Source organism: Bordetella tumbae (genome assembly GCF_054780995.1).
Window position 1 is genome coordinate 54,513 of the sequence record NZ_BAAGVG010000007.1, and the last position, 25,251, is coordinate 79,763.

The 25,251-nt window shown below is 56.7% G+C and carries 20 protein-coding genes and 1 tRNA gene; 12 read left to right on the forward strand and 9 right to left on the reverse strand.

The features are described from left to right. Window positions 1–88 precede the first annotated feature (88 nt). Genes ACYVI2_RS05710 through ACYVI2_RS05725 form a run of 4 tightly spaced genes read left to right on the forward strand, consistent with a single transcriptional unit; the run spans window position 89 to window position 6,719 of the window. Window positions 89–1,099 (forward strand): Bug family tripartite tricarboxylate transporter substrate binding protein, encoded by a 1,011-nt coding sequence (locus ACYVI2_RS05710; RefSeq protein ID WP_415820242.1) that lies wholly within the window; start codon window positions 89–91, stop codon window positions 1,097–1,099. Between the two features lie 40 nt (window positions 1,100–1,139). Continuing rightward, window positions 1,140–1,610 carry a (2Fe-2S)-binding protein gene (locus tag ACYVI2_RS05715; protein WP_415820243.1) on the forward strand — a complete coding sequence of 157 codons (471 nt, stop codon included), beginning with the start codon at window positions 1,140–1,142 and terminating at the stop codon, window positions 1,608–1,610. Window position 1,611: 1 nt separating this feature from the next. Further along, window positions 1,612–4,491, forward strand: coding sequence for a c-type cytochrome (locus ACYVI2_RS05720; RefSeq protein WP_415820244.1), 2,880 nt, complete (start codon window positions 1,612–1,614; stop codon window positions 4,489–4,491). Continuing rightward, window positions 4,488–6,719: a xanthine dehydrogenase family protein molybdopterin-binding subunit gene (locus ACYVI2_RS05725; protein WP_415820245.1), complete on the forward strand. Its 2,232-nt coding sequence runs from the start codon at window positions 4,488–4,490 to the stop codon at window positions 6,717–6,719. The genes ACYVI2_RS05720 and ACYVI2_RS05725 overlap by 4 nt, the downstream gene beginning before the upstream one ends. A 404-nt stretch (window positions 6,720–7,123) precedes the next feature. Here ACYVI2_RS05725 and ACYVI2_RS05730 read toward each other — a convergent pair whose 3' ends face one another. The 9 genes from ACYVI2_RS05730 to ACYVI2_RS05770 all read right to left on the reverse strand — a co-directional run bounded on the left by ACYVI2_RS05730 (window position 7,124) and on the right by ACYVI2_RS05770 (window position 16,737). Then, entirely contained in the window at window positions 7,124–7,822 is a 699-nt protein-coding gene (locus ACYVI2_RS05730; protein WP_415820246.1) for a class II aldolase/adducin family protein, read from the reverse strand. A gap of 64 nt (window positions 7,823–7,886) precedes the next feature. Beyond that, entirely contained in the window at window positions 7,887–8,834 is a 948-nt protein-coding gene (locus tag ACYVI2_RS05735; protein ID WP_415820247.1) for a helix-turn-helix domain-containing protein, read from the reverse strand. A gap of 143 nt (window positions 8,835–8,977) precedes the next feature. Further along, entirely contained in the window at window positions 8,978–9,970 is a 993-nt protein-coding gene (locus tag ACYVI2_RS05740; RefSeq protein WP_415820248.1) for an NADPH:quinone oxidoreductase family protein, read from the reverse strand. Continuing rightward, a complete protein-coding gene (locus ACYVI2_RS05745; RefSeq protein WP_415820249.1) occupies window positions 9,970–10,404 on the reverse strand; it encodes a PaaI family thioesterase in 435 nt (144 codons plus the stop codon). The genes ACYVI2_RS05740 and ACYVI2_RS05745 overlap by 1 nt, the downstream gene beginning before the upstream one ends. After that, a complete protein-coding gene (locus ACYVI2_RS05750) occupies window positions 10,401–12,092 on the reverse strand; it encodes a class I adenylate-forming enzyme family protein (RefSeq protein WP_415820250.1) in 1,692 nt (563 codons plus the stop codon). The genes ACYVI2_RS05745 and ACYVI2_RS05750 overlap by 4 nt, the downstream gene beginning before the upstream one ends. Before the next feature lie 52 nt (window positions 12,093–12,144). Then, a complete protein-coding gene (locus ACYVI2_RS05755; protein ID WP_415820251.1) occupies window positions 12,145–12,945 on the reverse strand; it encodes an SRPBCC family protein in 801 nt (266 codons plus the stop codon). Window positions 12,946–12,953: 8 nt separating this feature from the next. Continuing rightward, window positions 12,954–15,368 (reverse strand): xanthine dehydrogenase family protein molybdopterin-binding subunit, encoded by a 2,415-nt coding sequence (locus tag ACYVI2_RS05760; RefSeq protein WP_415820252.1) that lies wholly within the window; start codon window positions 15,366–15,368, stop codon window positions 12,954–12,956. Continuing rightward, a complete protein-coding gene (locus ACYVI2_RS05765; RefSeq protein ID WP_415820253.1) occupies window positions 15,355–15,849 on the reverse strand; it encodes a (2Fe-2S)-binding protein in 495 nt (164 codons plus the stop codon). Before ACYVI2_RS05765 ends, ACYVI2_RS05760 begins: the two co-directional genes overlap by 14 nt. Window positions 15,850–15,852: 3 nt before the next feature. Beyond that, window positions 15,853–16,737, reverse strand: coding sequence for an FAD binding domain-containing protein (locus ACYVI2_RS05770; RefSeq protein ID WP_460490274.1), 885 nt, complete (start codon window positions 16,735–16,737; stop codon window positions 15,853–15,855). Window positions 16,738–16,848: 111 nt separating this feature from the next. On the opposite strand from ACYVI2_RS05770, the gene ACYVI2_RS05775 reads away from it, so the two are divergent. The 8 genes from ACYVI2_RS05775 to ACYVI2_RS05810 all read left to right on the forward strand — a co-directional run bounded on the left by ACYVI2_RS05775 (window position 16,849) and on the right by ACYVI2_RS05810 (window position 24,961). After that, window positions 16,849–17,748: a polysaccharide deacetylase family protein gene (locus ACYVI2_RS05775; RefSeq protein ID WP_415820255.1), complete on the forward strand. Its 900-nt coding sequence runs from the start codon at window positions 16,849–16,851 to the stop codon at window positions 17,746–17,748. Window positions 17,749–17,994: 246 nt separating this feature from the next. Beyond that, the gene (xth, locus tag ACYVI2_RS05780; RefSeq protein WP_415820256.1) at window positions 17,995–18,777 is read left to right on the forward strand and encodes an exodeoxyribonuclease III; all 783 of its coding nucleotides are present in this window, start codon (window positions 17,995–17,997) and stop codon (window positions 18,775–18,777) included. A gap of 261 nt (window positions 18,778–19,038) precedes the next feature. Further along, window positions 19,039–19,338 carry a type II toxin-antitoxin system RelB/DinJ family antitoxin gene (locus ACYVI2_RS05785; RefSeq protein WP_415820257.1) on the forward strand — a complete coding sequence of 100 codons (300 nt, stop codon included), beginning with the start codon at window positions 19,039–19,041 and terminating at the stop codon, window positions 19,336–19,338. Next, entirely contained in the window at window positions 19,325–19,612 is a 288-nt protein-coding gene (locus ACYVI2_RS05790) for a type II toxin-antitoxin system RelE/ParE family toxin (RefSeq protein ID WP_415820258.1), read from the forward strand. Before ACYVI2_RS05785 ends, ACYVI2_RS05790 begins: the two co-directional genes overlap by 14 nt. Before the next feature lie 158 nt (window positions 19,613–19,770). Continuing rightward, a tRNA-Ala gene (locus tag ACYVI2_RS05795) sits at window positions 19,771–19,846 on the forward strand. 541 nt (window positions 19,847–20,387) lie between these two features. Next, window positions 20,388–21,746 carry an ATP-binding protein gene (locus ACYVI2_RS05800; protein WP_415820259.1) on the forward strand — a complete coding sequence of 453 codons (1,359 nt, stop codon included), beginning with the start codon at window positions 20,388–20,390 and terminating at the stop codon, window positions 21,744–21,746. A 570-nt stretch (window positions 21,747–22,316) separates the two neighbouring features. Further along, window positions 22,317–23,498 carry a GmrSD restriction endonuclease domain-containing protein gene (locus ACYVI2_RS05805; protein WP_415820260.1) on the forward strand — a complete coding sequence of 394 codons (1,182 nt, stop codon included), beginning with the start codon at window positions 22,317–22,319 and terminating at the stop codon, window positions 23,496–23,498. Next, window positions 23,495–24,961 carry an ATP-dependent nuclease gene (locus ACYVI2_RS05810; RefSeq protein WP_415820261.1) on the forward strand — a complete coding sequence of 489 codons (1,467 nt, stop codon included), beginning with the start codon at window positions 23,495–23,497 and terminating at the stop codon, window positions 24,959–24,961. Before ACYVI2_RS05805 ends, ACYVI2_RS05810 begins: the two co-directional genes overlap by 4 nt. Window positions 24,962–25,251 lie beyond the last annotated feature (290 nt).

Below are 25,251 nucleotides of genomic sequence, written 5' to 3' on the forward strand. Positions count from 1 at the left end.
TACTGATTTACACCGGAAATTTTCGTCTTGACTCGCCACAGAAGACCGCGAGCGTTGAGGGGACGATAACTGTCTATCGGAGTGACGAATGTCCAAATTTCTATCTTGCTATATCAGCCGCCGTACCTTTTTTTCGGCATCGCTGGCTGTCGCATTCGCGGCAACTGCCGTCCTACCCGCCACCGCTGTCAGTGCGGAAAATAACTATCCAAAAGATCGGCCCCTCACATTGGTCGTCGGATACCCCCCTGGCGGAGGCGTCGATTCCGTCACCCGTCTGTTGGCCCGGCAACTCGAGCAATCGCTGGGTCAAACCGTGGTCGTGGAAAATCGGCCCGGCGCGGGCAGCATCATCGGAACCAACACCGTCACGCGCGCCAAACCCGACGGCTACACACTACTGGTGGCAGACCCTGCGCTGATTATCAATCCGAGCCTGATGACCTCGGTCTCATATGTATATGAGCGCGATTTAGTGCCCGTATCAATGATCACCAAATCACCGTTGGCATTAGCCGTGCCTGTATCGTCGCCCATAAAAACGCTGGCGGATCTGATCAAGGCCGGTAAAGACGGTAGTAAGTCGTTGAATTTCGCGTCCGCTGGACTAGGCACCACGCCGCACATGGCTGGGGAGTTACTGAAATTGCAGACGTCGAGCAATTTCACGCATATCCCCTATAAGGGCAGTGGCCCCGCCATGACGGATCTGATTTCTGGCCAGGTCGATTTCGCTTTTGCGACGTTGCCCGCCACGACCCAGTATCTGTCGCAGGAACGTCTGCGCGGCTTGGCGGTGACATCCGCGGAACGCAGCAAATTTTTACCCAAGATCCCGACCGTCGCTGAGACGCTGCCCGGATTTGAAGTGTATTTCTGGACGGGATTGTTCGCTCCCGCAGGAACACCTGCTCCCATTCTGGAAACGCTCAACGCTGCAGTGAAAAAGGCCCTGGAAAGCGACACGATGAAATCCAGTTTGGACCGGACGGGTGAAACTGGCTCTTATATGTCTCTCGCCGACACTAAACAGTTTGTCAATGATGAGTCTTTCATGTGGGCCAAGGTCATCAAAGACGGCAAGATCAAAGTGGATTGAGCGGGACAAGCAACCAACAGACAGCCTCCCGAAAAATGCTATGCAGTTTGATTTGAATGTGAATAACACGGCAGTGCGCGTCGAGGTGGAGGCCGACACGCCGCTGCTCTATGTATTGCGCAACGACCTGGAGCTGAATGGCCCCAAGTATGGCTGTGGTCTGGGGGAATGCGGCACGTGCACCGTTCTCATCGATGGCACCCCCGCGCGGTCCTGTGTGGTGCCGGTCAAAGCGGCATCGGGCCGCACCGTCACGACACTTGAAGGCCTGTCTACCCCAGATGCACTCAGCGTCGTACAACAGGCTTTCATTGATGCACAGGCTGCGCAATGCGGCTACTGCATCAATGGCATGATCATGTCCGCGCATGCACTGCTCAGTCGCAATCCCGATCCTAGCCGATCAGAGATAGAGGACGCATTACGCTACAACCTCTGCCGCTGCGGCACTCATCGGGAAATCATTGAAGCCGTGCAGTTGGCGGCGCGCCGTCTGGCGGGAGGCAACTGACATGAGCGCCGATCTGCCAGACACCTTGGACGCCAATGATCACAGCCGAACCTGGACGGCGGTTGTACTGCGTGCGCCTGATGCCAGTTGGGATGGCCTGAGCTATCGCGGTTCTATCGTCACTGCGGTAGACACACACGCTGCTAAACAAGCAGATCACCCGGTCAGGGTGCTGCAAGAAAAGACGTTTGTCGCCGTCGTATCGCCCAATGAACTGACCGCGAAAACGGTTGCCGCGGGCTTGCGTATCACGTGGCAAAATGCCGCGCTGCCGTCGGGTACACAGCGGCAACGGCCGCAGCAGTCCAACGGCGTGATGTACACCTGGACGACGATGCCAGGCGAGATCGCCGATGCATCGCGGGTATGGGCACAGTGGACGGATGACGGGACACTGGAGATTTTGGCGGAACACGCCGCCTCCAACCGCCTTTGTGCCGAGCTATCCAAGCTATTCAGCATCGACCGCTCTCACATCCGCCTGCTGCAACCCAACTCGATATCGTCTAACGAATACACGTCCGCAGCCCACGATGCGGCGATTGACGCAGCGCTGATCGCGCGCATGATAGGACGGCGCGTGACGGTCCGCGCACGGCCCACTCGGTATGTGGACGATTTGAACGTCACCATAGAACCGAACCGCAGCCGCGCAGGTGCATCAGGCTGGACGTTGACATCGTCGCTGCCGCTCGCCGAGCACTCCGCGTGGACCATGCTGGCGGCCCTGCCCTCTACATCCACGCCACCAGCGCTCGGCGGCAACGTGGTCATGCCGTACGACTTGACGCTGGCGATTTCGCCTGCGCAAACCGCCCTGACGCCAAACGACACTGTACCGCAGGCAGCGGCTGGACTAGCCAGCGTTTTTGCGCTGGAAAGTTTTGCCGACGAGACCGCGTACGCGCTGGCGCAGGATCCTGTCCAGTGGCGCCTGGAACACCTGAAGGACACCCAAGGCCGCGCCCTGATCGAGGCCGTCGCGCAGCGTGCAGGATGGGGCATATCACCTGAAGACAGACCCGGGAAAACAGCAACGTCACAGCATGGACGCGGTTTCGCCTACGCTGTCACGCAAGACGAAGACATCGCCAAGCGCGCCTGGTCCGCCTGGGTCGTGGATCTGGAGGTCGACCTCGCCTCAGGGCAAATCGATCTGACAGGCCTGACAGTGGGTCACCACATCGAGGGCATGACCCAAGCCCCCGCACTCAGCGCCGAGCTGCAAGAGCGCATCTCGCATGCGACGGCGCAGTTGCTCGGGTCAGTACGATCGCCCGATGACTGGGGTACCGCGACGACGGTTCCCGCCATCCAGGTGGCCGACGTAGCGCCTCGCACGAACATGGTCACGCCCACGGAACTATCGCGCAGCGCCGCACTGACGCTGCCGCTGGCGGCGGCCATTTCCAATGCCATCCACGATGCGACGGGATTGCGGTTGCGCCGCGCGCCATTTGATGGCATCGCGCTGCAGCGTGCGGCATTAGAAGCGGGGCAAGCACCCGACGGGCAGGCCGAGCCAGGCAGCAGGAGGCGTCCCACCTGGCGTCGATTTGCTGCCTGGGCAACACCACTGGCTGCAGCAGCGGCAGGGCTGGCCGCTACGGCATTGCCTTGGCGAGCGGCGATCCCTCCTGTCACGCCCGACATCAGCCTATATTCCGATGCGGCGATCGAGCGGGGACGGCTCATCGCCTCGGCCAGCGATTGCGTGGTATGCCATACCGCACCGGGCGGCCAGGAAAACGCCGGCGGTCTCGCCATGGACACGCCATTCGGTACCATCTATTCCACTAATATCACGCCCGATCCAGCCAACGGCATAGGCACATGGAGCTACGAAGCCTTTGATCGCGCCATGCGGCATGGCATCAGCCGTGATGGACGGCATTTGTACCCGGCATTTCCCTACACGTCCTTTGCCAAATTCTCGGACTCGGACATGCAGGCGCTCTATGCCTATTTGATGTCTCAGCCTGCGGTACCGGCCCGGCCTCCCAAGACAGATCTAGCCTTTCCGTACAGCGTACGCCCCTTGATGGCCGGCTGGAACCTCCTTTTCCACGATGCAAAGCCCTTTGAACCGAGCCCCGATCAGTCAATGCTGTGGAACCGCGGCGCTTACCTGGTCAATGGAGCCGGACATTGTGGCGCCTGTCATACACCGCGCAATGCGTTCGGCGCCGAACAGCAGAGCCCGACACAGTTTCTATCGGGAGCCACGATAGAGGGCTGGGACGCCCCCGCACTCAATGCCTTGACCAGCGGCACACAGCCTTGGTCGAAAGCAGAGCTTTATACCTATCTTCGTACGGGCCATTCCGCTCAACACGGTGTAGCGGCCGGCCCTATGGCGCCTGTCATTGCGGGACTCGCCGAATTGCCTGATCGGGACATACTGGCAATGGCGACGTACTTGACGGATTTACAGGGGGCTGTTGATCAGCGTACGCACTCGCCCGCCTCCCGTTCTGACCTTGCGAACGCGACCGCAAACGCAGCGCAAGAGTTAACGCTGTCGGACATAACCGGACAACGCATTTATGAGGGCTCGTGTGCAGCCTGTCATGATCAGGGACGCGGTCTGCCGCTATTCGGCGTACGACCCGATCTGGCGACCAACACCAACCTCACTGCCGCCAGGCCCGACAATCTGATTCATATCATCCTGCGGGGCATTACCGAGCCTGCGAACGACAATCTAGGCTACATGCCTGGATTCGCCCACTCGCTGGACGATAAACAGATCACCGACCTCGTGCACTATCTGCGAGGACGCTATGGTGCAGATGAGCCCCAGTGGAGCAACGTCGAATCGACTGTTGCCCGATTGCGCGAACACGGACATGACGCCGCCGTGCAGGAGGTTAAACCATGACACTCATGCAAGATCAGCAACCCTTATCGCGCGAACGGCTTGACTCGCAAGGAGAGCCTCCAGCCCGCCACGCGGTGAACCGCGTCTCCAAATCTCGCGTCAATACCTTCATCGAGATCACACCTGAAGGCGATATCATCGCGTGCAATGGCCACGTAGACCTGGGCACGGGAGTACGTACCGCGTTCGCCCAGATCGTGGCCGAAGAGATGGACGTCCCCATGCACCGCGTACGCATGGTACTAGGCGATACGGACCGCACACCGGACCAGGGCCCCACCACGGCCAGCGCATCGATTCAGAGCGCTGCCGTACCTTTGCGCCGAGCTGCCGCGCAGGTACGAAAAACCCTCTTGCAACGCGCCGCGCAGCAATGGTCTTGCGATGCCGACACGCTCACCGTGACAGACGGAGTCATCACGGGCCCGGGCGGACAAACGACAGACTACGGCAGTCTTGCGCGCGGCGAACACTTTGATATCGACATCGACGCGAAAGTCGATCTCAAACCCGCCGACCAATATCGCATCGTAGGACGTAGCGTCGCACGCGTGGACATTCCCGCCAAAATCAAAGGCGAATTGATCTTCGTCCATGACTTGCGGTTACCCGGCATGCTGCATGCACGCATGGTCCGCCCTCCTTATCCCGGGCGTGATAGCGGCGAGATGATTGGACATTCACTGATTGCCGTCGATCGCGAGTCGGTATCGGATATACCGGGCATGGTAGCGGTCGTGGTCAAGGGCGATTTCGTCGCTGTTGTCACACGCCGGGAGGAGCATGCCATCCGTGCCGCCCGGCAATTGAAAGTGCAATGGGAAATGCCGCCAGCCTTGCCCGATCTGAATGATCCTGAGGCAGCGGTGCGCGCCAACCCGAGCAAAGAACGGGTATTGCGTGAAGACGGAAACCCCACCAACGCACTATCCGCTCGTACGGACACACATATCGCAACGTACGTGTGGCCCTACCAGATGCACGCATCCATCGGTCCATCCTGTGCGGTAGCGGATTATCGAGACGGCGCCATTACCGTATGGAGCGGATCGCAAAATCCGCATTTTCTGCACGCCGACATCATGGCATTGCTGGATCTGCCCGACTCGGCAGTGCGCATTGTGCGAATGGAAGCCTCGGGCTGCTATGGCCGCAACTGCGCTGACGACGCCGCCGCCGAAGCCGCCCTGATCTCGCGCGAAGTAGGCGCCCCCGTCCGTCTGCAGCTCATGCGAGAGGAAGAGCATAGCTGGGAACCCAAGGGCACCACTCAGATCATGGATGTACGAGGCGCGGTCACCGGCCCGGACACACTGGCGTATGAATTCGTCAATCGCTACCCGTCGAATAACGCGCCCGTTCTCGCATTGATGCAAACGGGCACGATTGCCCCTGACCCCATCGTCGAACACAAAGGCGATCGCACTGCCGTACCGCAGTACCGATGCAGCGATGTACGCATTGCTGTACAGGATATGGCGCCCATCGTACGGGCCGCCTGGATGCGTGGCGTATCCGCATTGCCAAACGTCTTTAGCCATGAATCGTTCATTGACGAACTAGCGCATCAGCATGGCGAGGACCCCGTCGCATTCCGCCTGCGCTTCATGGAGGACCCGCGGGCTCGCACGCTGAGTATTGCGCTAGCCGAGCGCGCGGGCTGGCAGACAGGGCCGTCCCCCCGCTTGCATGCAGATCCGCAACGACCACACATACGCAGAGGACGCGGATTTGCCCAGCATCAATACGTACATGGCACCTTTCCTGGCGTAGGGTCGGCTTACTGCGCCTGGATTTGCGATGTCGAAGTAGACCTAGACCGCGCCACCGTGCGCGTACTGAAGGTATGGATAGGCTACGACTGTGGTTTAGTGATCAACCCGGCAGGTGTTCGGCATCAGATCCACGGCAATGTGATCCAGTCGGTCAGCCGAGCACTCATGGAGCGCGTGGCGTTTGACGATACAGGCGTCGTATCACGTGAATGGGGTGGGTATCCCATTATCAGGTTCGGGGACATTCCAGATATCGATATCTTGATCATGCCGACCCAGGATCAACCTCCATTGGGAGCAGGCGAATCCGGCTCGGTCCCCAGTGCCGCGGCAATCGCCAACGCCGTCTTCGATGCTACCGGCCTGCGATTGCGTCGAGTGCCGTTCGACTCAGCGGAGGTCAGGCGAGGGTTAAATTTAATTGAACGTCAAACCGAGGCAATCGGACCGTAAGGACGTCACGACACCGTCACTCGAGAGATCTTCCGTTTGCCACCAACGCCAAAGCCCTCGCATACAGATCACGAACGCCATTCATGGGCGCGCCCGTAGGCGCCCACGAATGGCAGCCCTGCAAGATCTTCATCCTTGCAAAAAGCAGTTCCTACGAAGCCTACGAAAACCACCCGTCCCAGCGACGAGGGAATTGGAGATTCTGCGAGTCGACGCGGGGCAGTGACCGCGTTGGCGCGCCTCGGAGTCGAGCGAGGGAAACCGAAGGAGCGTAGCGACGAGGTTGACGAAGCGGTGTCGGCCGCGCAGGCGGCCGACCGACTCCGTGAAGCGCCAACGCGGTCACTGCCCCGCGTCGACGTCCAATAGAACTCAATCCCTATCCGCCAATAGGCTGGCCGTCATCACGCCTCCCCCACCCACAGATCCCAAGCCCGATCTATAGCCGCCGGCGGCACTTTAGCAGCAAGCTCAATCTCCCCATCAGTAAGCCCCGTCACCGTCCCAATCGCCATAGCACGATACTGAAACTCCGCATTCTTGCACGCCGAAACAGACCGAAATACCAGCTCACGCAAACCAGTACCCACGACAGTCGCGCCATGATGCCGCATTAACACCATCGAAGCGGAACCCAACGCACGCGCCAAAGATGCCCCCTGCTTTCCGTTAGTGACGAGCAGATTCGTATCGCCAAATTCGTCCCGACTATCCCACATAGGCACATGCCGGCCAATCAACGCACCGTGCTGATATACAGGAACAATCGATACGCCAGCCACGCAAAAAGGCAGCACCGACGGACTGTGATGATGGCAGATCGCCATCACATCCGGACGCGCGCGATATATCTCGTTATGGATAAAACGCTCGCTATACTGCGGCACTCCTACACCGTCCACGGGCACAGCTTCACTGTCATATTCGAGAATGTCCGCATCGCTCACCAGCTCAGGCGCTTTCGATTTCGACAATAGAAAATTATCGGGCCGATCTGGATGCCGGATACTCACGTGACCGAACGCGTCCAGCACGCCAGCCCTGGCCAGAATACGATTAGCGAGAACAAGCTCCGTACGGCAGATGTCGATATTGGTTGTCATGGCGGCTCTAATCAATATGGTGTTTGAATACAGTTGCAAAACTGCCGCGATGACACCGCGGCCACTATTTCGACGAACGCGCAGCGCGCTTTCGGCCGGGTTTCGGATCGGGTTCTACAGCGTCCGTGGCGCTCTCCGTTGCCGCAAGCAACTCACGCAAATGTGCCGCCGCGGCCTCACCTTTGATTGCCGTCCGCCAAGCTTCTTTCACGATCTTTTCGTGCAGTTTCAGTGCCTCCGGGGCCGAAGTCAGCATCGCTACACCCACCCGGATATTGGGCTGTTCCCCCAAGCGGAACGGACTGATCGTCAAAGTACGACGCTCCGCTTGACGGAAAATCTGGAATCCGTTGTGCGGCAAAATGTCAGTAGCCAAACCGATTTGCACGCCCAGATCGTCGGCCTCCAGCAGCGTGGCCAGATGCTCGATCTCGGCACGCGCCTTCTCCTGCCGTTCCCGGCGCACTGTCTCCGGCAAATCCCGTTTCCCCATCAGCCCCATCTTGAGAAAACGCTCGATCGAATCAGCCGAGATCAAATTCACGATGCTGGGCCGCCGGCGCCGGTAGGTCTGTTTACGCGCAGCGAGTATGTCGATGACCTGGCTCACGTCAGTCATATATTTGGCGCGGTGCGGGTAATCCTCGGGCACGGACTCGCGCAACGACTGGTCGAGCACAGTAATAAAGTCATCCGACGCCAGCAGGAATGACACAGGGCTGGCCAGCACGATGATCTGATCCGCCCGTTCCTCCAGCTGACGGGTACGCTCGAAATAGCTCACCGCGGAAGCCAGGTATTCGATACCCACCCCCATCAGCGTGGGCATCGAAACGTCAAGCAGCTCGGAAAGCCGCTCCAACGTATCAATTTTTGCAATATCACCCTTTTCTACACGGTACAGGGCGGTACGTGAAATCCCGATACGTTGTGCGACCTCGTCGGCACTGAACCCCGAGGCCATCCGGAACGCCCGGACCCGTTGACCGATTTCTTCATACTGCGAAGGCATTTTGACTCCCGTAGTGTCTTGCCGAGCATACAAACGCATCGACGAAAGGGACTGAGATCATACAATGTTGACCCAATTTTGGAACATTCCCCCCTTTAGACACATGATGCTGCAAGTTCCATGCACCCGCCGGCAGCTTGGCATCAGCCCTGAGGGACCAGGATCAGCCGCCCCCCTGCCGTACGCGTTTCCAGGGCACGCAATGCTTCTCCAACGGATTCGAGGGAATAGGTGTGGCTCGGCGTCTTTACCAGCTTTCCTTCACTATAAAGTCGGAAAATCTCGGACATGCAGTGCGCCATTTTTTCGGGCGTACGCTTGCGATAGTCACTAACCTGAACGCCACTGACCTCGATGTTCTTCAACAGCACGTAATTGACCTTTAACGTGGGAATACGCCCCGCCGCAAACCCGATCACCACCAGACGTCCGCACCATGCGACCGCCCGAATGGCGCCGTCAAAATAATCCCCGCCTAACGGATCCAGCACGATGTCAGCGCCTTTACCGTCGGTCAGGGCATAGACTTGCTCGCGTATGCTGTCGCGCGGGTTGTCGCGAGAGAGGTCGATCCACGCGTCGGCGCCGGCCTGCGTCACGAGATCGGCTTTGCCAGGTCCCGATATGCCGGCAATGACCTTGAGCCCGTAGGCCTTGGCCAATTGCAGCGCAGCCAGGCCTACCCCGCCCGATGCGCCCATCACCAACACGGTCTCGCCCGCTGCGGCGCGGCCACGGTCACACAGCGCGAACCAAGCCGTGTCATACGCCAGCGCCATACTGGCAGCTTCGACAAAAGGCAAACCCTCCGGCATACGGAAACAATCCGCGGCCTTGACGACCGCCTTTTGTGCATATCCCCCGTGTTCGGCCAGTGTGAGCACGTGGTCGCCCACCCGCGGCTCCGTCACGCCCTCGCCCACCGCACGCACGATACCCGTAGGCAGTTTCCCGGGCACGAACGGCCGCTCAGGCAAGAACTGATATTTCCCCGTGACGACCAGGGTGTCGACGAAATTGACAGCCGTCGCCTGGACGTCGATCAATACCTGGCCGGGCTGAGGCACGGGATCCGGGACTTCCTCTACACGCAAGGCGTCTACCGGGCCAAACTCGCGGATCAATACGGCTTTCATCACTGCTCCTGTGCGTTCATATTCAAACTGCTGAAGGTCCCACGGCCTGCGGCGATCAGCTTGTCATGCTGACTCCGGATCTCGATGTCGACGCGCGATACGGCCTTGCCTACCTTGAGCGTATGGGCGGTCGCAATCAGATCGTCTGCAGGTGCTGGCCTCAGGAAATCGATGCGCAGATCAATGGTGGGGGCCATCCTGCCAATCTGCACCGCAACGGCTGCGTGCCCCGCCAGATCGATCAGCGCGGCGATCACCCCGCCATGAACTTCCGGGCTGTTTTCCGCTCGGCCGAATACGGGCTTGTACGGCAGCCGGATCACTACTGTGCCGTTATCCGCGTCGGCCGAGATGGCTTGCGGTTCCAACACGGTATGAAACGGTGGGTGTGCCAACTCGTGGCGCAGCCGATCCAGGGCATCGCGCTGGCTCATGACGCCACCGTCGCGCTCGCCTTGAAGCGGACAGGCTCGATTGCCAAACGCCCCTCGCGTACGTCGTCGACGAGCCCGCGTTTGAACATTTTTCCGCTTGCTGTCAGGGGTATTTCATCCAATGCGATGAAATACTCAGGCATGTCATAGCGCGACAAACCCGCCTCGTCCAAATGCGCCAGCAACGTATCCGCATCGACAGACCGGCCGGGCTTGAACATGACAGCCAGGCAGACCTTTTCTCCCATTCTCGAATCCGGCACAGGCAGTGCCGCGGCGCGAGCGACGGCATCATGCTGCATGGCCAGGTTCTCGATTTTGGCCGGATAAATGTTGTGCCCGCCACGAATGATCAGGTCTTTCTTGCGGCCGGTGATCACCAGATAGCCGTCTTCGGTGAGCCTACCCAGGTCACCGGTCATGAACCAGCCAGAGGCGTTGAACGATTCTTCGGTGGCCTGTTGATTATCGAAATAGCCCAGCATGAGGCTGGCACCTCGCCCGCCAATCTGGCCAATCTGGTCAGGACCGATCTCAGTATCCGGATCCTCTGTGGAGAAAATACGTACCTCATAGCCGGAGCACACGCGGCCAGAGGTGTTGATGATCCGGTCGGCACTATCGTCGGGAAGCGTGTAGTGATGCGAGCAAGCCTCGGTCATGCCGTAGCCGCTTTGCGGCTTCACGCCGTGTTCGATCAAGCCCGCGACCACCTCTGGCGGAGCAGAGGCGCCCGAAATCCGAAAGCCCTCCAGGCGGCCCAGTTTTTTGAGGCCCCTTTGGCGTAGCTCATTCAAAATATCGATACCGTGCGTCGGCACGCCAAAGAGAAAAGTCGTATTGGTTTCAATCAACCGGTCAACGAGGCTCGCGCCACGAGCCAGATCGTGCACCACCAATTCGCCACCCGTGGCAAAGGCGCTGATCATGGCACCCAAGCCGAGGTTGTGGCTGAGCGGACTCATCGTATACAACACAGACGCAGGCCCAAAATTCCAATCATGGGCAATGGCACGGGCATTGGCCAGCAAGGTGTTATCGCTGTGCATGACACCCTTGGGCTCGCCGGTCGTGCCCGAGGTAAAGGCCAAGTACACGACGCGATTCGGATCCGTGCAGACAGGCACATCGACCGCACCGGCCTGTACGTCGCTGGTGGCAGCCTTTCTCGAGGCCAGCAAATCCCCCGATCCCGTATCGGCGAGATCAATCACCAGCTTCAGATTTTCCAGATCCGCCAACATTTTAAAAATGTCGTGACGCGCGACGTCCGCGCCCCAGCCTTGTTGGCCGATGAATGCCGCGGCGCGCACCCGGCGCATCAATACGTTGACATCCCCGACCGTGTGATCGCGATGCAATGAAGGGCAGCAGGTATATCCATTGCGCGAGCATGCCAACCACACCACTGCGGTCTCTACGCGGCTGGCGGTCCACAGACCCACACGCTGACCAGGCTGCACGCCTGCATCGTGCAGACGTATCGCCAGCGCATCCGCGCAAGCGATCAATTCTTTGTAAGTCAGCCGATTCGCGCCATCTCGAATCGCATAACTATCCGGATTACGCTGCGCCTGCGCCAATGCGGCCGCATAAATCGTCTGATCGCGCCAATGGCCCGACGCATAGTAGCGCTCGATCTCCTCTGCGCTCAGCATGGTAAGTACCGTGCTTTTTTTGATCGACATGAATGACACTCCTGATAGCGTTGGCTGCACGACTCGCAGCCCATGATTTGTATTAATGCGTACGGCCGCCGAACCACCCTCGAACGGTGGCCCACAGCGACGAAAAGATGAGCGAGATGCCGCCTATCGGCTTGGCAGGCGTGACGGGAGGCAGTGCGCCAGGTGTCCCTGCAGGCGGTAGACCGGATCGTTGCAACGCGGCGGCTGCGGCGAGGCCTGCAGCGTGTCCGGCATTGAACCCGGCGCCAAAGCCATCGCGGTAACCCTGGGCATAAGCAGGCTCCGTCGCGACCGCGCGAGATGCGGTCTCGCCCACGGCAGAACCTGACATACTGGCGGCCGGTGCAGTCTCCTCCTGACGAGGGGGACCCGATACGCCATACACCTTTTCGTGCTCTTTGATTTGCTTGATGCGCGCCTCGAGATTGCGAGCGAACTGCGCCACGATCTGGTTGGCCACGTTCTGAATCAGCCCTGCTCCGCGGCCATACTGCGCCACTGCGCCTGCCAATGTCAGGTCCGTGGTGATCACAATCTCCGACCCGGCGGCGCTAGGCTGACAATGAAACTGAATGCTGGCCTGTGCAGTACCGCGCCCCTTCGCGTCGGCGCCCTCGGCCTGCACGATTGCCCGCCGACGTTCGTCATCGATCTCGGTAAAGTTGGCATCACACAAAAAGACCAGACCGACCGGCCCCAGCCTGACCGACACCTTGCCCTTGAAACGGCGCTCATCAATACGCTCGACGATCTCCGCCCCCGGCATGCAGGGAACCACCGCCGGCAGATCCATCAGCAGCGGCCATGCCTCCTCCGGTGGAAGCGATACCTGGAAATGATTCGTGAATTGCATCTTGTCCCTTACTTGGAGTCCGCCGCATTGCCAGCGGCTGCGTCACGTTGTGTCTGCGTCGATCGACCTTGGGTGAGATAACGCAAGATATCTTCAGGCAATACCGGCAGCCGATTGACCGTACCGGGCATGCCCAGTGCGTCGTCGATGGCCGCGGCAATCGCGGCGCCTGCGGCGTTGGTACCACCCTCTCCTGCGCCTTTCAAGCCCAGAGGATTCAATGGGCTGGGCGCGTCTTCGGTAATGAGGACATCGACCGGAGGCATCTCATGCGCCGTGATCATCAGATAGTCGGCAAACGTCGTCGACTGAGGCTGCCCATTGGCGTCGTAGGTGAACTGTTCATAAAGCGCGCCGCCCAGCCCCTGTGCCAGGCCCCCGACGATCTGCCCCTCGATCATTTTCGGATTGACGGCGCGGCCCACGTCATACGAAACCCAGTAGCGTTCGATATCCACCAGCCCTGTTCCTTCGTCCAGACGGACCTGGGCAACGTGTACGCCATACGGGTAATTCATGTGTTCGCTATAGAACCAGCCTTCCGCGGACAGACCGGGCTCATGGCCATTGCTGGTTTTCTGACTGGGATGCAGATAAGACGCCACCTGCGCCAGTGTGACGCCAGGCTTTTCATCGTCGTCCAGCGACTTGATCACCCCATCACGCACGTACAACCGGTCTGCCGCAACGCCCAGCATCGCCGCCGCAATGCCAAGAGCCTTGGCACGGATTTTTTTCGCCGCGATCTGCGTGGCAGATCCTGACATCACCGTGACGCGCGAGGCATGGGCACCGTTACCAAACTCGATCTGGTCGGTGCGGCCTTTGATCACGCGAATCTTGCGGTAGTCCACACCCAGCTCGTGCGCGCAGATCTGCGCCAACGCGGTCTGCATCCCTTGGCCTACGGAGCCTGCGCCGGTAACGAGCTCGATAGAGCCCCCACGATCGACCGTGAGGCGAACCATATCGGAGGGCCCCAAGCCGGATTTTTCCACGAACATGGCCAAGCCCAGGCCGACACGTTCTCCGGCCTGACGGCGAGCATGCAGATTCTCGCGCAACGCCTTCCAGTCTACGCGCGACAGCGTCTTGTCCAGCAGCCCCGCGTAATCGCCAGAGTCCAGCAACACATCGACCCCCAACGCATCGAGCGGACGTGTGTACGGCATCTCTGTTTTGTCGATCAGATTACGGCGCCGGATATCGACGGGATCAATCCCGGTACGCGCAGCGATGGCATCCATCAGCCGCTCGCGTACGAAGCTGGTTTCGTAGCGCCCAGGCGAGCGATATGTCGCGGCAGGCGTCTTGTTCGTCAATCGATAATGGCCAGCGACCTCATAGGCCGGAACGCGGTACGGTCCCAGCAACAGTCCCGCAGACATATCCGCTACGCGCGGCCCGTGCGTGCGCACATAACCGCCCTGGCTATGGAAAAAGCGATTGCGTATTCCCAGAATATGCCCGTGTTCGTCGATAGCGGCATTGATAGAGTGGTACTGTTCGCGCGAGTGATTCGTCGCCAACAGGTTTTCGCGCCGGTCTTCGATCCACTTCACTGGCCGCCGCAAACGCAATGCGCCGAGACAAACCAGTACGTCTTCAGGATAAAGCTCGCCGCGCACACCGAATCCGCCACCTACATGGCCCTCATACAGATGAACCGTCGCGGGCGCGCGGCCTATCATCTTTGCCATTTCGTCGCGGTTCCAGTGCGATTTCTTGGCCGCGCCATGCATTTCAAGCACATCCCGAGACGCGTCATAGCGAGCAATAGCGCCTCGGCATTCCAATGGCACCCCGCTGTGACGACCGATGGACAAATCGAGTGACACGACGGCCCACGCAGCACTGAAAGCCGATTCCAAATCGCCGTATCCTTTGCGGATCACGGTAGGTTCGGTATTCAACCCCGGCAAGAATTCCTGCGGCGGGTCACGCGCATCCATCAATGCCGGCAACGGCTCGATATCCATGCGCACGAGTGCGGCAGCGTCTTCTGCGACATAGGGATCAGTCGCAAAGACAACGGCGACGGGCTCACCCACGTAGCGTACGTGGCTTTGCGCGAGAATGGGTTGGCAGTACGGCTCCAAACCCTGGACTGTCGTGGCACGAAATGGAATGGGCGGAATATCGGCCACATCCGTACCGGTCCACACCGCAATAACGCCCGGGATCTGCAAGGCCTCGCTCGCGTCGACATCCCGCACGCGGCCATGCGGCACCTCGGAGCGAACCACCCGCATATGCAATTGACGCGGGAAATTCACATCCGCGGCAAAGCAGCCCTCGCCTCGCACCAGCGCGTCGTCTTCCAGTCTGGTGACCGACTTGCCGATCACCGCATCCGCGGTCTCTGCCCCCTGAGCGATCGCGCCGGTACCGGGATCCACCATGGTGGAGTCACGCGCATTCATGATGGCCCTCTTTGTTCAAGATGTCTCGCGCCTGCTTCACTGCGGCAATGATGTTGTGATAGCCCGTACAACGGCATAGATTGGAAGACAAGGCATCGACGATTTCCGCATCGCTGATGTGCGGGTTACGCTCCAGAATGCCCTGGGCCAGCATCAAGAACCCCGGCGTACAAAAACCGCATTGCAGCGCATGTTGATCGACAAAGGCCTGTTGCAAAGGACTCAGCTGCTCACCACAGGCCAGACCTTCGACGGTGCGCACAATTCGCCCGTTCGCCTGTACCGCAAACATCAGGCAGGCACGAACAGGATCACCGTCAACCAATACGGTGCAAGCGCCGCACACGCCGTGTTCACAGCCGATATGTGTGCCAGTCAGGCCACATTCATCGCGCAGCACATCCACCAGGCTCTGGCGAGGCTCGACCCGCAGATCCTGAATCTCGCCATTTACATTGAGCGTTATATCGAGTTTGTCCATGATTTATTCCCCCTTGTTCGTGGCCAGGAAACGGGCGCATGCTTTTGCCAACGCTCGACGAACGACGGTATTGACCAGATGGCGTCGATACTGCTGCCCCTCCTCGCTGATATCGGAGGGGGTTGCATCTGCGCTGGCACGCTGGGCAACGGCGTCAATGAGGTCCTGCGTCACGGACCGGCCCTCGATCATGGCCTCGGCATCGGTCATCCGGCGAGGCGTGGTCTCGACCGCGCCCAAACCAATCCGGACATTGCGCACGCGATCGCCGTCATGCTCGACCACGACCAGAGACATCGCCTGAGCAAAATCGCCCGCACGCCGGCTGACTTCTTCGAAACCAAAGGAACAGTGTTGAGACAGCATCGGCAGCGATACCGATTCCAACAGCTCATTGGCCGCCAGCGCTGTCGTCATGTAACCGAGGAAAAACGAAGCGGCCGGCACCTGCCGTGCCTCGTCCTGGCTACGTACCTGCATCGTCGCATCCAGCGTGACGCTGACCAGACACCATTCAGAAGCCGGATCCGCATTCGCCAGACTCCCACAGAAGGTGCCACGATTGCGTATAGGCAAATGCGCGATATGGCGCACGACAGTACTGAGCAATGCGCCAAGCGGCCCATCAACGACCGGCTGATGAAAAGCCGCATGGCGAACACAGGCACCGATTTTCAAGGTATCCCCCTCGGCGACAAGCTGCTGCAGGGAGGCGATACCGTTGATATCGATCAGATAGGCCGGCTGCGCGAAACGCAATGCCATCGCAGGCACCAAGGTCTGGCCGCCAGCCAGGATGCGGCCGTCCTGATCCGCCACATCGGCCAGCATCATGACCGCCTGCTCGACGGAACTGGGTTCGTAATACGTAAATTTGCCGGGCTTCATTGGGTCATCCGTTTTACGCTGAATTGTCGCTATATTGGAATCATAACCAATTTTGGTACACTCGTGCTACCGAATTTTGTTCGATGCAGTCCTCTTCCCAAAGGAACTCTCATGCAACTGCCTCACCACAACCGTTACGCCTACCGCCCGATCACAGAACGCCCTGCCTACACGTGGCCAGAGGGCAAGCGCCTGGCCTTCTTTATCGGGCTGAACATCGAACATTTCGCCTTCGGTGCCGGGTTGTCCCATTCTCTGTCAGTGCCACTGCCGGCGCCGGATCAGCGTGCCTTCGCCTGGTCGGATTACGGTAACCGGGTCGGCGTCTGGCGCATCTTTGACATGCTGGACGATCTGCAGCTGCCGGCGTCTCACCTGATCAACACCACCTTATTCGAATATGCGCCTCAGATCCTGGAACGCATCAAGGCGCGCAACGACGAGGTCATCGCCCATGGCCGCACCAACGCAGAGCGCCACGCCGGCATGTGGGAAGCCGATGAGGCCCGCTTCATCGCCGAAGTGCGCGACGACATCCGAAAACATTGGGGCCAGGCTCCGGCAGGCTGGATGGCGCCATGGATGTCGGTGACCCCCTCTACCCTGGACCTGCTGGACGAAGCGGGATTCAAGTTCGTCATGGACTGGCCAGCAGACGATCAACCCCTGTGGATGAAAACGCGTAAAGGGCGAATCATGTCCGTGCCCTACCCCTTTGAACTCAATGACTCTCCGCAAATGCTCGTGCGCCATCAAAGCCCGGATGATTTCAGCCAGGCCATTATTGATCAGTTCGACGAAATGCTGGAGCAGAGCGAAAAGCAACCGCTGGTATTCAGCCTGGCTCTGCATGCCATGATCGTGGGGCAACCCTACCGGCTGCGCGCCTTGCGCCGCGCGCTGCAACACATCGTCAATCATCCGCAGCGCGACAAAGTGTGGTTTACCCACCCCGGCGAAATCTATGCGCATTGCACAGGGTTGCCGGAAACGACAATGCCGGCTCCCTGACTCAGTTCGTCAGGCGGCGGATGGAATATTCATAGCCGTAATTTCTTTCGATCAAGACCCTTGGTGGCGGGAACAATTCAAGCAGCAGAGATCGGTCTGCAGAACCGCTGATACTATGGCGTAGACGCGGCACGCAGAAACCTGTTGCCGCGCCTTGAGTTTGGGTAGCCAACTACTAGGCAAGCCCATAAAATCAAGGCGCAAAAACCCGCCAAACAGTTGAAATAAAAAGAGTTTTGATACGGAATGAAATTAGCCACCTGGAACATCAACTCCCTGAAAGTCCGTCTGCCTCAAGTCCTGGACTGGCTTTCAGCCAACCCCGTCGACGCCCTCTGCCTCCAAGAACTCAAACTCACCGACGATAAGTTTCCATTGGACGCTTTCACCGAGCTCGGCTATCAAGCCGTCTGGGCCGGGCAAAAAACCTATAACGGCGTCGCAATCATCTCGCGCGAAACGGGCTCTGCCATGGTGCGCAACATCCCGACGATGGACGACCCGCAACAGCGCGTACTGGCCGTCACCCTGCCCGCGCCGGGCGGCGACGTGCGCGTCATCTGTGCCTATTGCCCCAATGGACAATCGCTGGATTCCGAAAAATATCCCTACAAACTAGACTGGTTCCAGCATCTGAATCGCTGGGTTGCGGAAGAACTGAAAAACTATCCGCGCCTGGCCTTGCTAGGGGACTACAACATCGCCCCTGCCGACGAAGACGTGCACAATCCCGCCAAATGGGTGGGTCAAGTGCTGGTCTCAGAGCCGGAACGCGAGGCCTTTCGCGCACTGATCGATCTCGGCCTGGCCGATTCATTCCGCAAATTCGAGCAGCCCGAAAAATCCTTTACCTGGTGGGATTACCGGCAATTCGGCTTTCGGCGCAACGCGGGTCTGCGGATCGACCATATTCTGCTGTCCGAGCCGTTGATCAAGCAGTGCACCGCCTGCGCCATCGACAAAGCGCCGCGCGCGAACGAACAGCCCTCGGATCACGCACCGGTGATCGCTACGTTGAATCTCGAATGAGGTGTCCCACGGCGTGGAGGTGAGACGTTGCGGGATTAGTCCGATTCGAGGTTTATGCTGGTCGAATATCCAGGTTTTTGGTGTGCTGAAGCTATATTTTTGCCATTGACGTTATGTCTAGAGTCCGTCAGACGAGCTTGTCTGACTCTCAATAGATAGCTGAGGAAAGGGCAATATCATATGGACAGTACCATGCAGCTCTTGAATGCATCTCGATTGAGATACATAATTGAAGCATCACCAATCAAGAGAGATGCGACGATGGCCGCTCAAACATCCATGCTGCACGTCCGTGTAGATGAAAAACTCAAGGCAGATGCAACCGAGACACTCGCCAGCTTTGGGTTGTCTATCTCGGATGCTGTACGCATCCTGTTGACGCGCGTGGTAAAGGAGGGAGGGCTACCGGCAGGGCTGACCTTTGATCCAGACGCACATGATGCGTGGTTTACTACCAAAGTCCGCGAGGCGCTGGCGAACACTCAACAGACTGTACCGCATGAGCAGGTACTGGACGAGGTACAAGCGCTGATCGACCGGAAGCGCCGTGCCAGAAGTTGAATGGACCGAGTTTGCCCGCGCAGACCTGCTGGCAATTGTCGACTACATTTCGGACGATAACCTGGATGCTGCACAACGTTTAAAGGACGACATAGAAACCAAAGCCGCGAGCTTGCGAGAGTATCCCCGGTTATATCGTTGCGGTCGAATCCCTGGGACGCGCGAAATGGTGGTGTGGGGCAATTATGTCGTTGTTTACACAGAGGATCCGTTCTTCGTGCGCATCTTGCGAGTCCTTCATGCCGCGCAACAGTGGCCACCGGCGATAGAATAAAAAAGCCTTTTTATTGTGTAATTTAGCAAGGCTAGCCCCATGGTTTGATACTACAAAACCCCGTCCGCGGCAAGACTCCGACCGGATTTCAGAAGCATGGTGAATCCCTTCATCGGCCACAAGGAGGCCGCCGGATATGCTATATTTGTCGACTAAACGGGGCGGTAGCTCAGCTGGGAGAGCGTCGCGTTCGCAATGCGAAGGTCGGGAGTTCGATCCTCCTCCGCTCCACCAAAATTCTTGCTTTAATACAAGAACTTATGTGCCGGGGCTTCGTGCCAGTCCGGTGACTCTTGTTGTCACCACTTGCCTTGAGCAAGTTCACATATTATCTCACGAAAACCTATCCTTGCGGGTAGGTTTTTGCATTTAAACTCCTGATTTTTAACGATAAATATTGAGCGATCATCGCTCCTGCGAGACCTAACTACGTCTTTGACCCAGACTGGCCCCACCTCCGCGTTTGTCACCATGGTGTCACCACGACTGAGGCTAAGTGTGAGCGTACTAATTGCTCCTGCCGACACTCGTTTACTACCGCTCCCAGGTAGGGGCCGAGGTCGATGCGTCGAGTGACGGGGTAAGTTTCTCTACACGGGTTTTCACATTGGGCCGGCCAAGTCCCTCAAAAAAATTTTTGGATTTTTGAAACTTCGGATGCTCCTAACGCTAGTGCCTCTCGGGTAGTATGTGCACAAGCAAAGGCCAGCATTAAGCTCGTAGTGTTGGCGTACGCCAGTAGAATCATCGATTGGCCCTGAAAGCGGAGATTAGAATGGGAGTTTCCGGTTATTCCAAAGATGACTTCGGAAAAAAGGTCGCAATGGTCGTCAATGCCGCCACGCCGATACGCTCTGTCGAGCATCTTAAGGGACGAGACCAAAAGCTTGAAGAAATTCAAAGAGCTCTGTATGCCGCAGGACGCCACATTTTTGTTTATGGTGATCGTGGCGTAGGAAAAAGTTCGTTAGCTGCCACCGCAGCATATCAATACCAAAGCTCGGACGCTGAGCCAATATTTGTCTCTGGATCCCCCGACGATACCTTTCAGTCAATCATTGCCAATATAGCAGTACAAGCTTTGGGTCGGTCAAAGGTACAAAGTAAAAACAAAAGAGAAACAGCTTCGATCTCGTTTCGAGGCTTACAGTGGTCTTCAACCAACGAAATTAGCGCTACCGATTTGATAGGCCAAGTCAAAAGTATTGGCGACGCGTCTGAGCTTCTTAAACAGGCATCGGCAGCGCATTCAGACAAACCTACTGTCGTGCTAGACGAATTCGACATGATTAAAAATGTCGACGAGCGAGCTAAGTTTGCTTCTTTACTAAAGCAGCTTGGCGATCAATCCATCAACCTAAAATTCTTCATCACGGGCGTGGGCCCTTCATGCCAAGAATTGCTAGGTGCCCATCCCTCAACCCATCGTCAATTGGCCACCTTCGAACTTATGCGCTTAGGTTTTGAGGGCCGCCGAGAGATAGTCCAGGAAGCTGCATCCGCGTTTGATTTCGAACTGGACGACGATGTGAACTGGCGGATTGCACTTATCAGTGACGGGTATCCATACTATATACATCTAATCGTCGAAAAAATGCTATGGGCTGCCTTCGACTCAAATTCGGACGACCCAAAGCTTGGATGGGATGAGTTCCACACAGGCCTAAGAGTAGCTGTGGAAGAAACCAATGCAGACCTAAAAAAGCCTTATATGAAGGCTGTTTTATATCGCCCTCCAGAACTAGAGGACATAGTCTGGTCAACTGCAGACGGAGACGATCTATTCCGCGACTCGAAATCAATGTTTTCTTCTTACGAACATGTCATCTCAAAGCGCTTAGACCGACCAACTGTCGATCGCAGCAAATACGGGGACTATTTGCGAAAGTTGCGCACAACGGTATACGGATCGATCCTTAAGCCAATAGCAGGTAGAAGCGGATGGTACGAATACAGTGAGAAAATGCTTAGGGGTTACGTCCGTATGCAAGCAGAAGCCAACGGTGTCACTCTCAACGGCGAAAGAGCTATTCCCCGCCAGCACATGTACATCGGCAACAGTCGTACCGGCAGCTACGGCCCGACTATACCTAAAGGCGTCAACCAAAATCGCCAAGTGTCCGAAGATACGTAAGCGGACTGCTGGTATACGAAGTGACGTTGTTCCATAGCACCATGGAGCGAGTAGACGGCTACGCTCGTAATGCGTCGGACTTCGCGCAGCAGTTGAACCAGCACAGTGAACGCCAACAGCCCGGTCTCAATGGATCAGGAACCTGTCGCAGCACGTCAATAACAAGCCCGTCTAATTGAGGACTAACCTCGGCTAGTCAAACGGTGCATTTCCGTGACTTTACATTTCTTAACTCATAGATAAAATAAGGTACTTTTATTAGAATGGCGGCATGGCTGATTCTGTCTCCAGTTACTTTGAAACCTCATCAGTAAGCGATGTGAACATTTCAGGATATGCAGCTTGGGGGACATTCATAGGTATGAATTAGATGGCAGTTTGTAGGACTTTCTATCTGTCAACGATTACCCCGTGAGGCTTTATCGTGAATGGCGTCCATAAAGTGATAGACGTTAGTTTCGGTAGCCAATGCCCCGCCTGTCGCGGCTCGACGCTGGTATCAATACATGAAGAGACAGTATGAAGGCTGTGACCCGCCGTTCGACGCAATGATCGATAAGAGACTCAAATATGCGCCTGCTACCGTCCGACCCCGATATAGAAACTATCGTCTCACGCATCAAGAGCGGCGATATCGATTTACAACCAGATTTCCAGCGGGGGGAAGTTTGGACTCGCGCAAAGAAACAGCGCCTGGTCGATAGCGTCCTGCGTGATTGGCACGTACCACCTATTCACGTTATCGAAGACGTGCAAACACGTAAACAAGAGGTACTCGACGGCCAGCAACGCCTAGCTGCTATCAGAGACTTTGTCGATGGCGAATTTGCGCTAGACGGTACGATTGAACCTCTCGACGATGGACTAACCCCCCTTCACGGGAGCAAGTATCGAGATCTGCCAGAAACGTGGAGAAGGAGATTTAACCAGTTCACAATCCGCCTCTTTCGAATCGTTGATTATCGCCCTGGAGAACCGGGGGAGTTGTTCTTTCGTTTGAATCAACCGACCAGCCTTACAGGCGCAGAACAGCGAAATGCATTTTTTGGACCTGTCCGCGCTCAAATAAAGAGCTTGGTAGAAGGCCTCAATGAAATGGGTCTAGGCAAGGACTTTCTCGGATTTTCTAATTCAAGGATGGCATACGACGACGTTCTATCTCGCGTTGCATTGTTCTTAGAGCGAGGATCCTTGGACATAAAAGTGAAGTCCTCAGACTTAATTGAACTCTATCGATCAGAGACTCCCCTGACCCCCGAGACGACGCGATTAATCCATGAGGCGCTGGAATTATTTGGCAAGACTCGAGAACATCTCATGGTGGACATGAAGTTCAACAAGGCGACTCTTTCCACTTGGCTGCTGTTCACAGTTCGATGTTTAACGCGTGATTACGATTGGATGTCTGCCAAAACGCTCGCAGATTTCATGGAATATTTTGAAAAAGCTCGCTTACTTGGCTCATCCCACTCCGAGCGTGTTAGTTCGACGGTTTCGACCGAGTGGTTGTTTAACGTATATGTAAGTCGGTCGACGGCCCGAGTCGCAGACGTTTCTTCAGTGTTACTCCGTGACGCGACCTTGTGGTTGGTGTTCGATGAGTTCATACGTGCGCATGCAATAAACACAGCGCGTCCCGACATCGACTCGATCCTATCAGCGTTCGCTTACGATCCAAATAGCAACCAACCACCGGAGGACGATTCGGTCGCTCGACGGCTAATCGAAAATGGTTGGGGAGATCTAGCATGAGTCTGCGAAGTGCTCGGTTTAATGACCATTGGCGTCGTACATTTGCTAGGAATTATCCTACCCGACTTGAAACTATAGGGTTCAAGCAACTCCTATGTATAGCAGATAATGAATTGTCTATCCCACGGGGAATTTGTGCCATTGTGGGCGGGAATGGTGTGGGTAAATCAGCATTACTCGCCGCGGTTTCTGAGCTGTTAGCAGATCCGGAGATGCCCCTTGGCGTAGGGCACCACACGAGACTGCGACACAGCGAGCTTGAAGGGACCGTCGTCGATCAAACGGGTCAAAAAAAAATAATTGTTCGCGAAGACGCTGCCGGAGTACGAAATTCTGAAGGAGACAAATTCCAAGCAGAATTCCACTGGCTCGAACCCTCCTATCTTGTCAACTTGGCACATAAGCAAATAAACGAAGACGCCAATTTTTCTGACTTACTAGAACCTCTTAGCCCCTCCAAGCTTGAGGACGAAGAACTGGAAATACTCCGGTACTTGTTGGGGAAAAAGATCGATTCATGCTTAATCTACGAAATTACAGAATATGGTGACCTGGACCCCTTTCCATATTTCGTCGCCGAGGCTGGAGGGCACCACTATGGAAGCGAGCGCATGGGCTACGGTGAACTTGCGCTCCTATTTGTAGTATGGAAATTGCGAACGATCGAGAAGAACTCAGTCTTAGTTCTTGAAGAGCCCGAAGCTCACGTATCTCCGCGATCCCAGCGAGCTTTGATGGATATTCTTGCAAAAGCTTGTGACGAAAGAGGTTTGTCGATAATTTTAACTACTCACTCGCCCACCATTATCGCCAAGCTGCCGAATAGAAACATCATCTTAATTTCTAAGAGTGCACACGGAACCCAGGCCTCCATTGGGCCAAGCAAAGTGCAAGTGAACGACCTGCTCGGCGCGACTACGCTAAAACATGCGATGGTCTTAGTGGAGGACAGGACAGCGACTCTGTTCGCACTTGCACTAGTAGGCGAGCTCAATTTCGACCTATTGTCCCACCTCGAGGTCATAGAAGCGCGAGGTGCCGCAAATATTGATTCGATTCTTTCAACACTACCAGCCTCCCAAACAGGTTGGCCGAAGGTAATCGGTATATATGACGGGGATATGCGCAAGCGTGTAGAGCCCCGTAACTTCAATTGGCCACACCTATTCTTGCCCGGAAACGCGTCACCTGAGCAAATGCTGCGTGACATGCTTACTTCCCTACAAGCAGGGCAAAAGTTGCTTGCAACGGAGCTACATAGTAATGAAGAGGTAGTTAGGACTGCATTAGATATGGTAGAAGGCCTGGACGCACACGACTGGTTCACAGAATTAACACGCTCGCTCAAATGTGAGCCTCAATCCCTTATGAAGGCACTCGTAAGAATCTGGTTACGCGATAACCAACAAACGGGGGAAGAGTTTTCTCAAAATATTGTCGATACGCTTAACTTGGTTGATTAGCCCTAGGGACTTCAAGCAAAAACGTCAACGGCTCAAGCGGTCAGAGAAAGTCCGACTTGCCCGTTTATTTGCAAAAAACTACCGAATCAGGTCTGCCTCAGCGGACAGATTCCCACAACTGACGCTAGCACTTTAAGCAGCCGAGGCATTACTACCATCTCACATATTCGCCTGACAGTGCCATCAGTTTCACTGGAAGAAGTAATTTGCCTAAGTGGATCGCTCATGCTTCTGCTCACTGAAAAGAATAATTGATAAATCAATAAACTGCAGGATAAAATTCTGAGGAT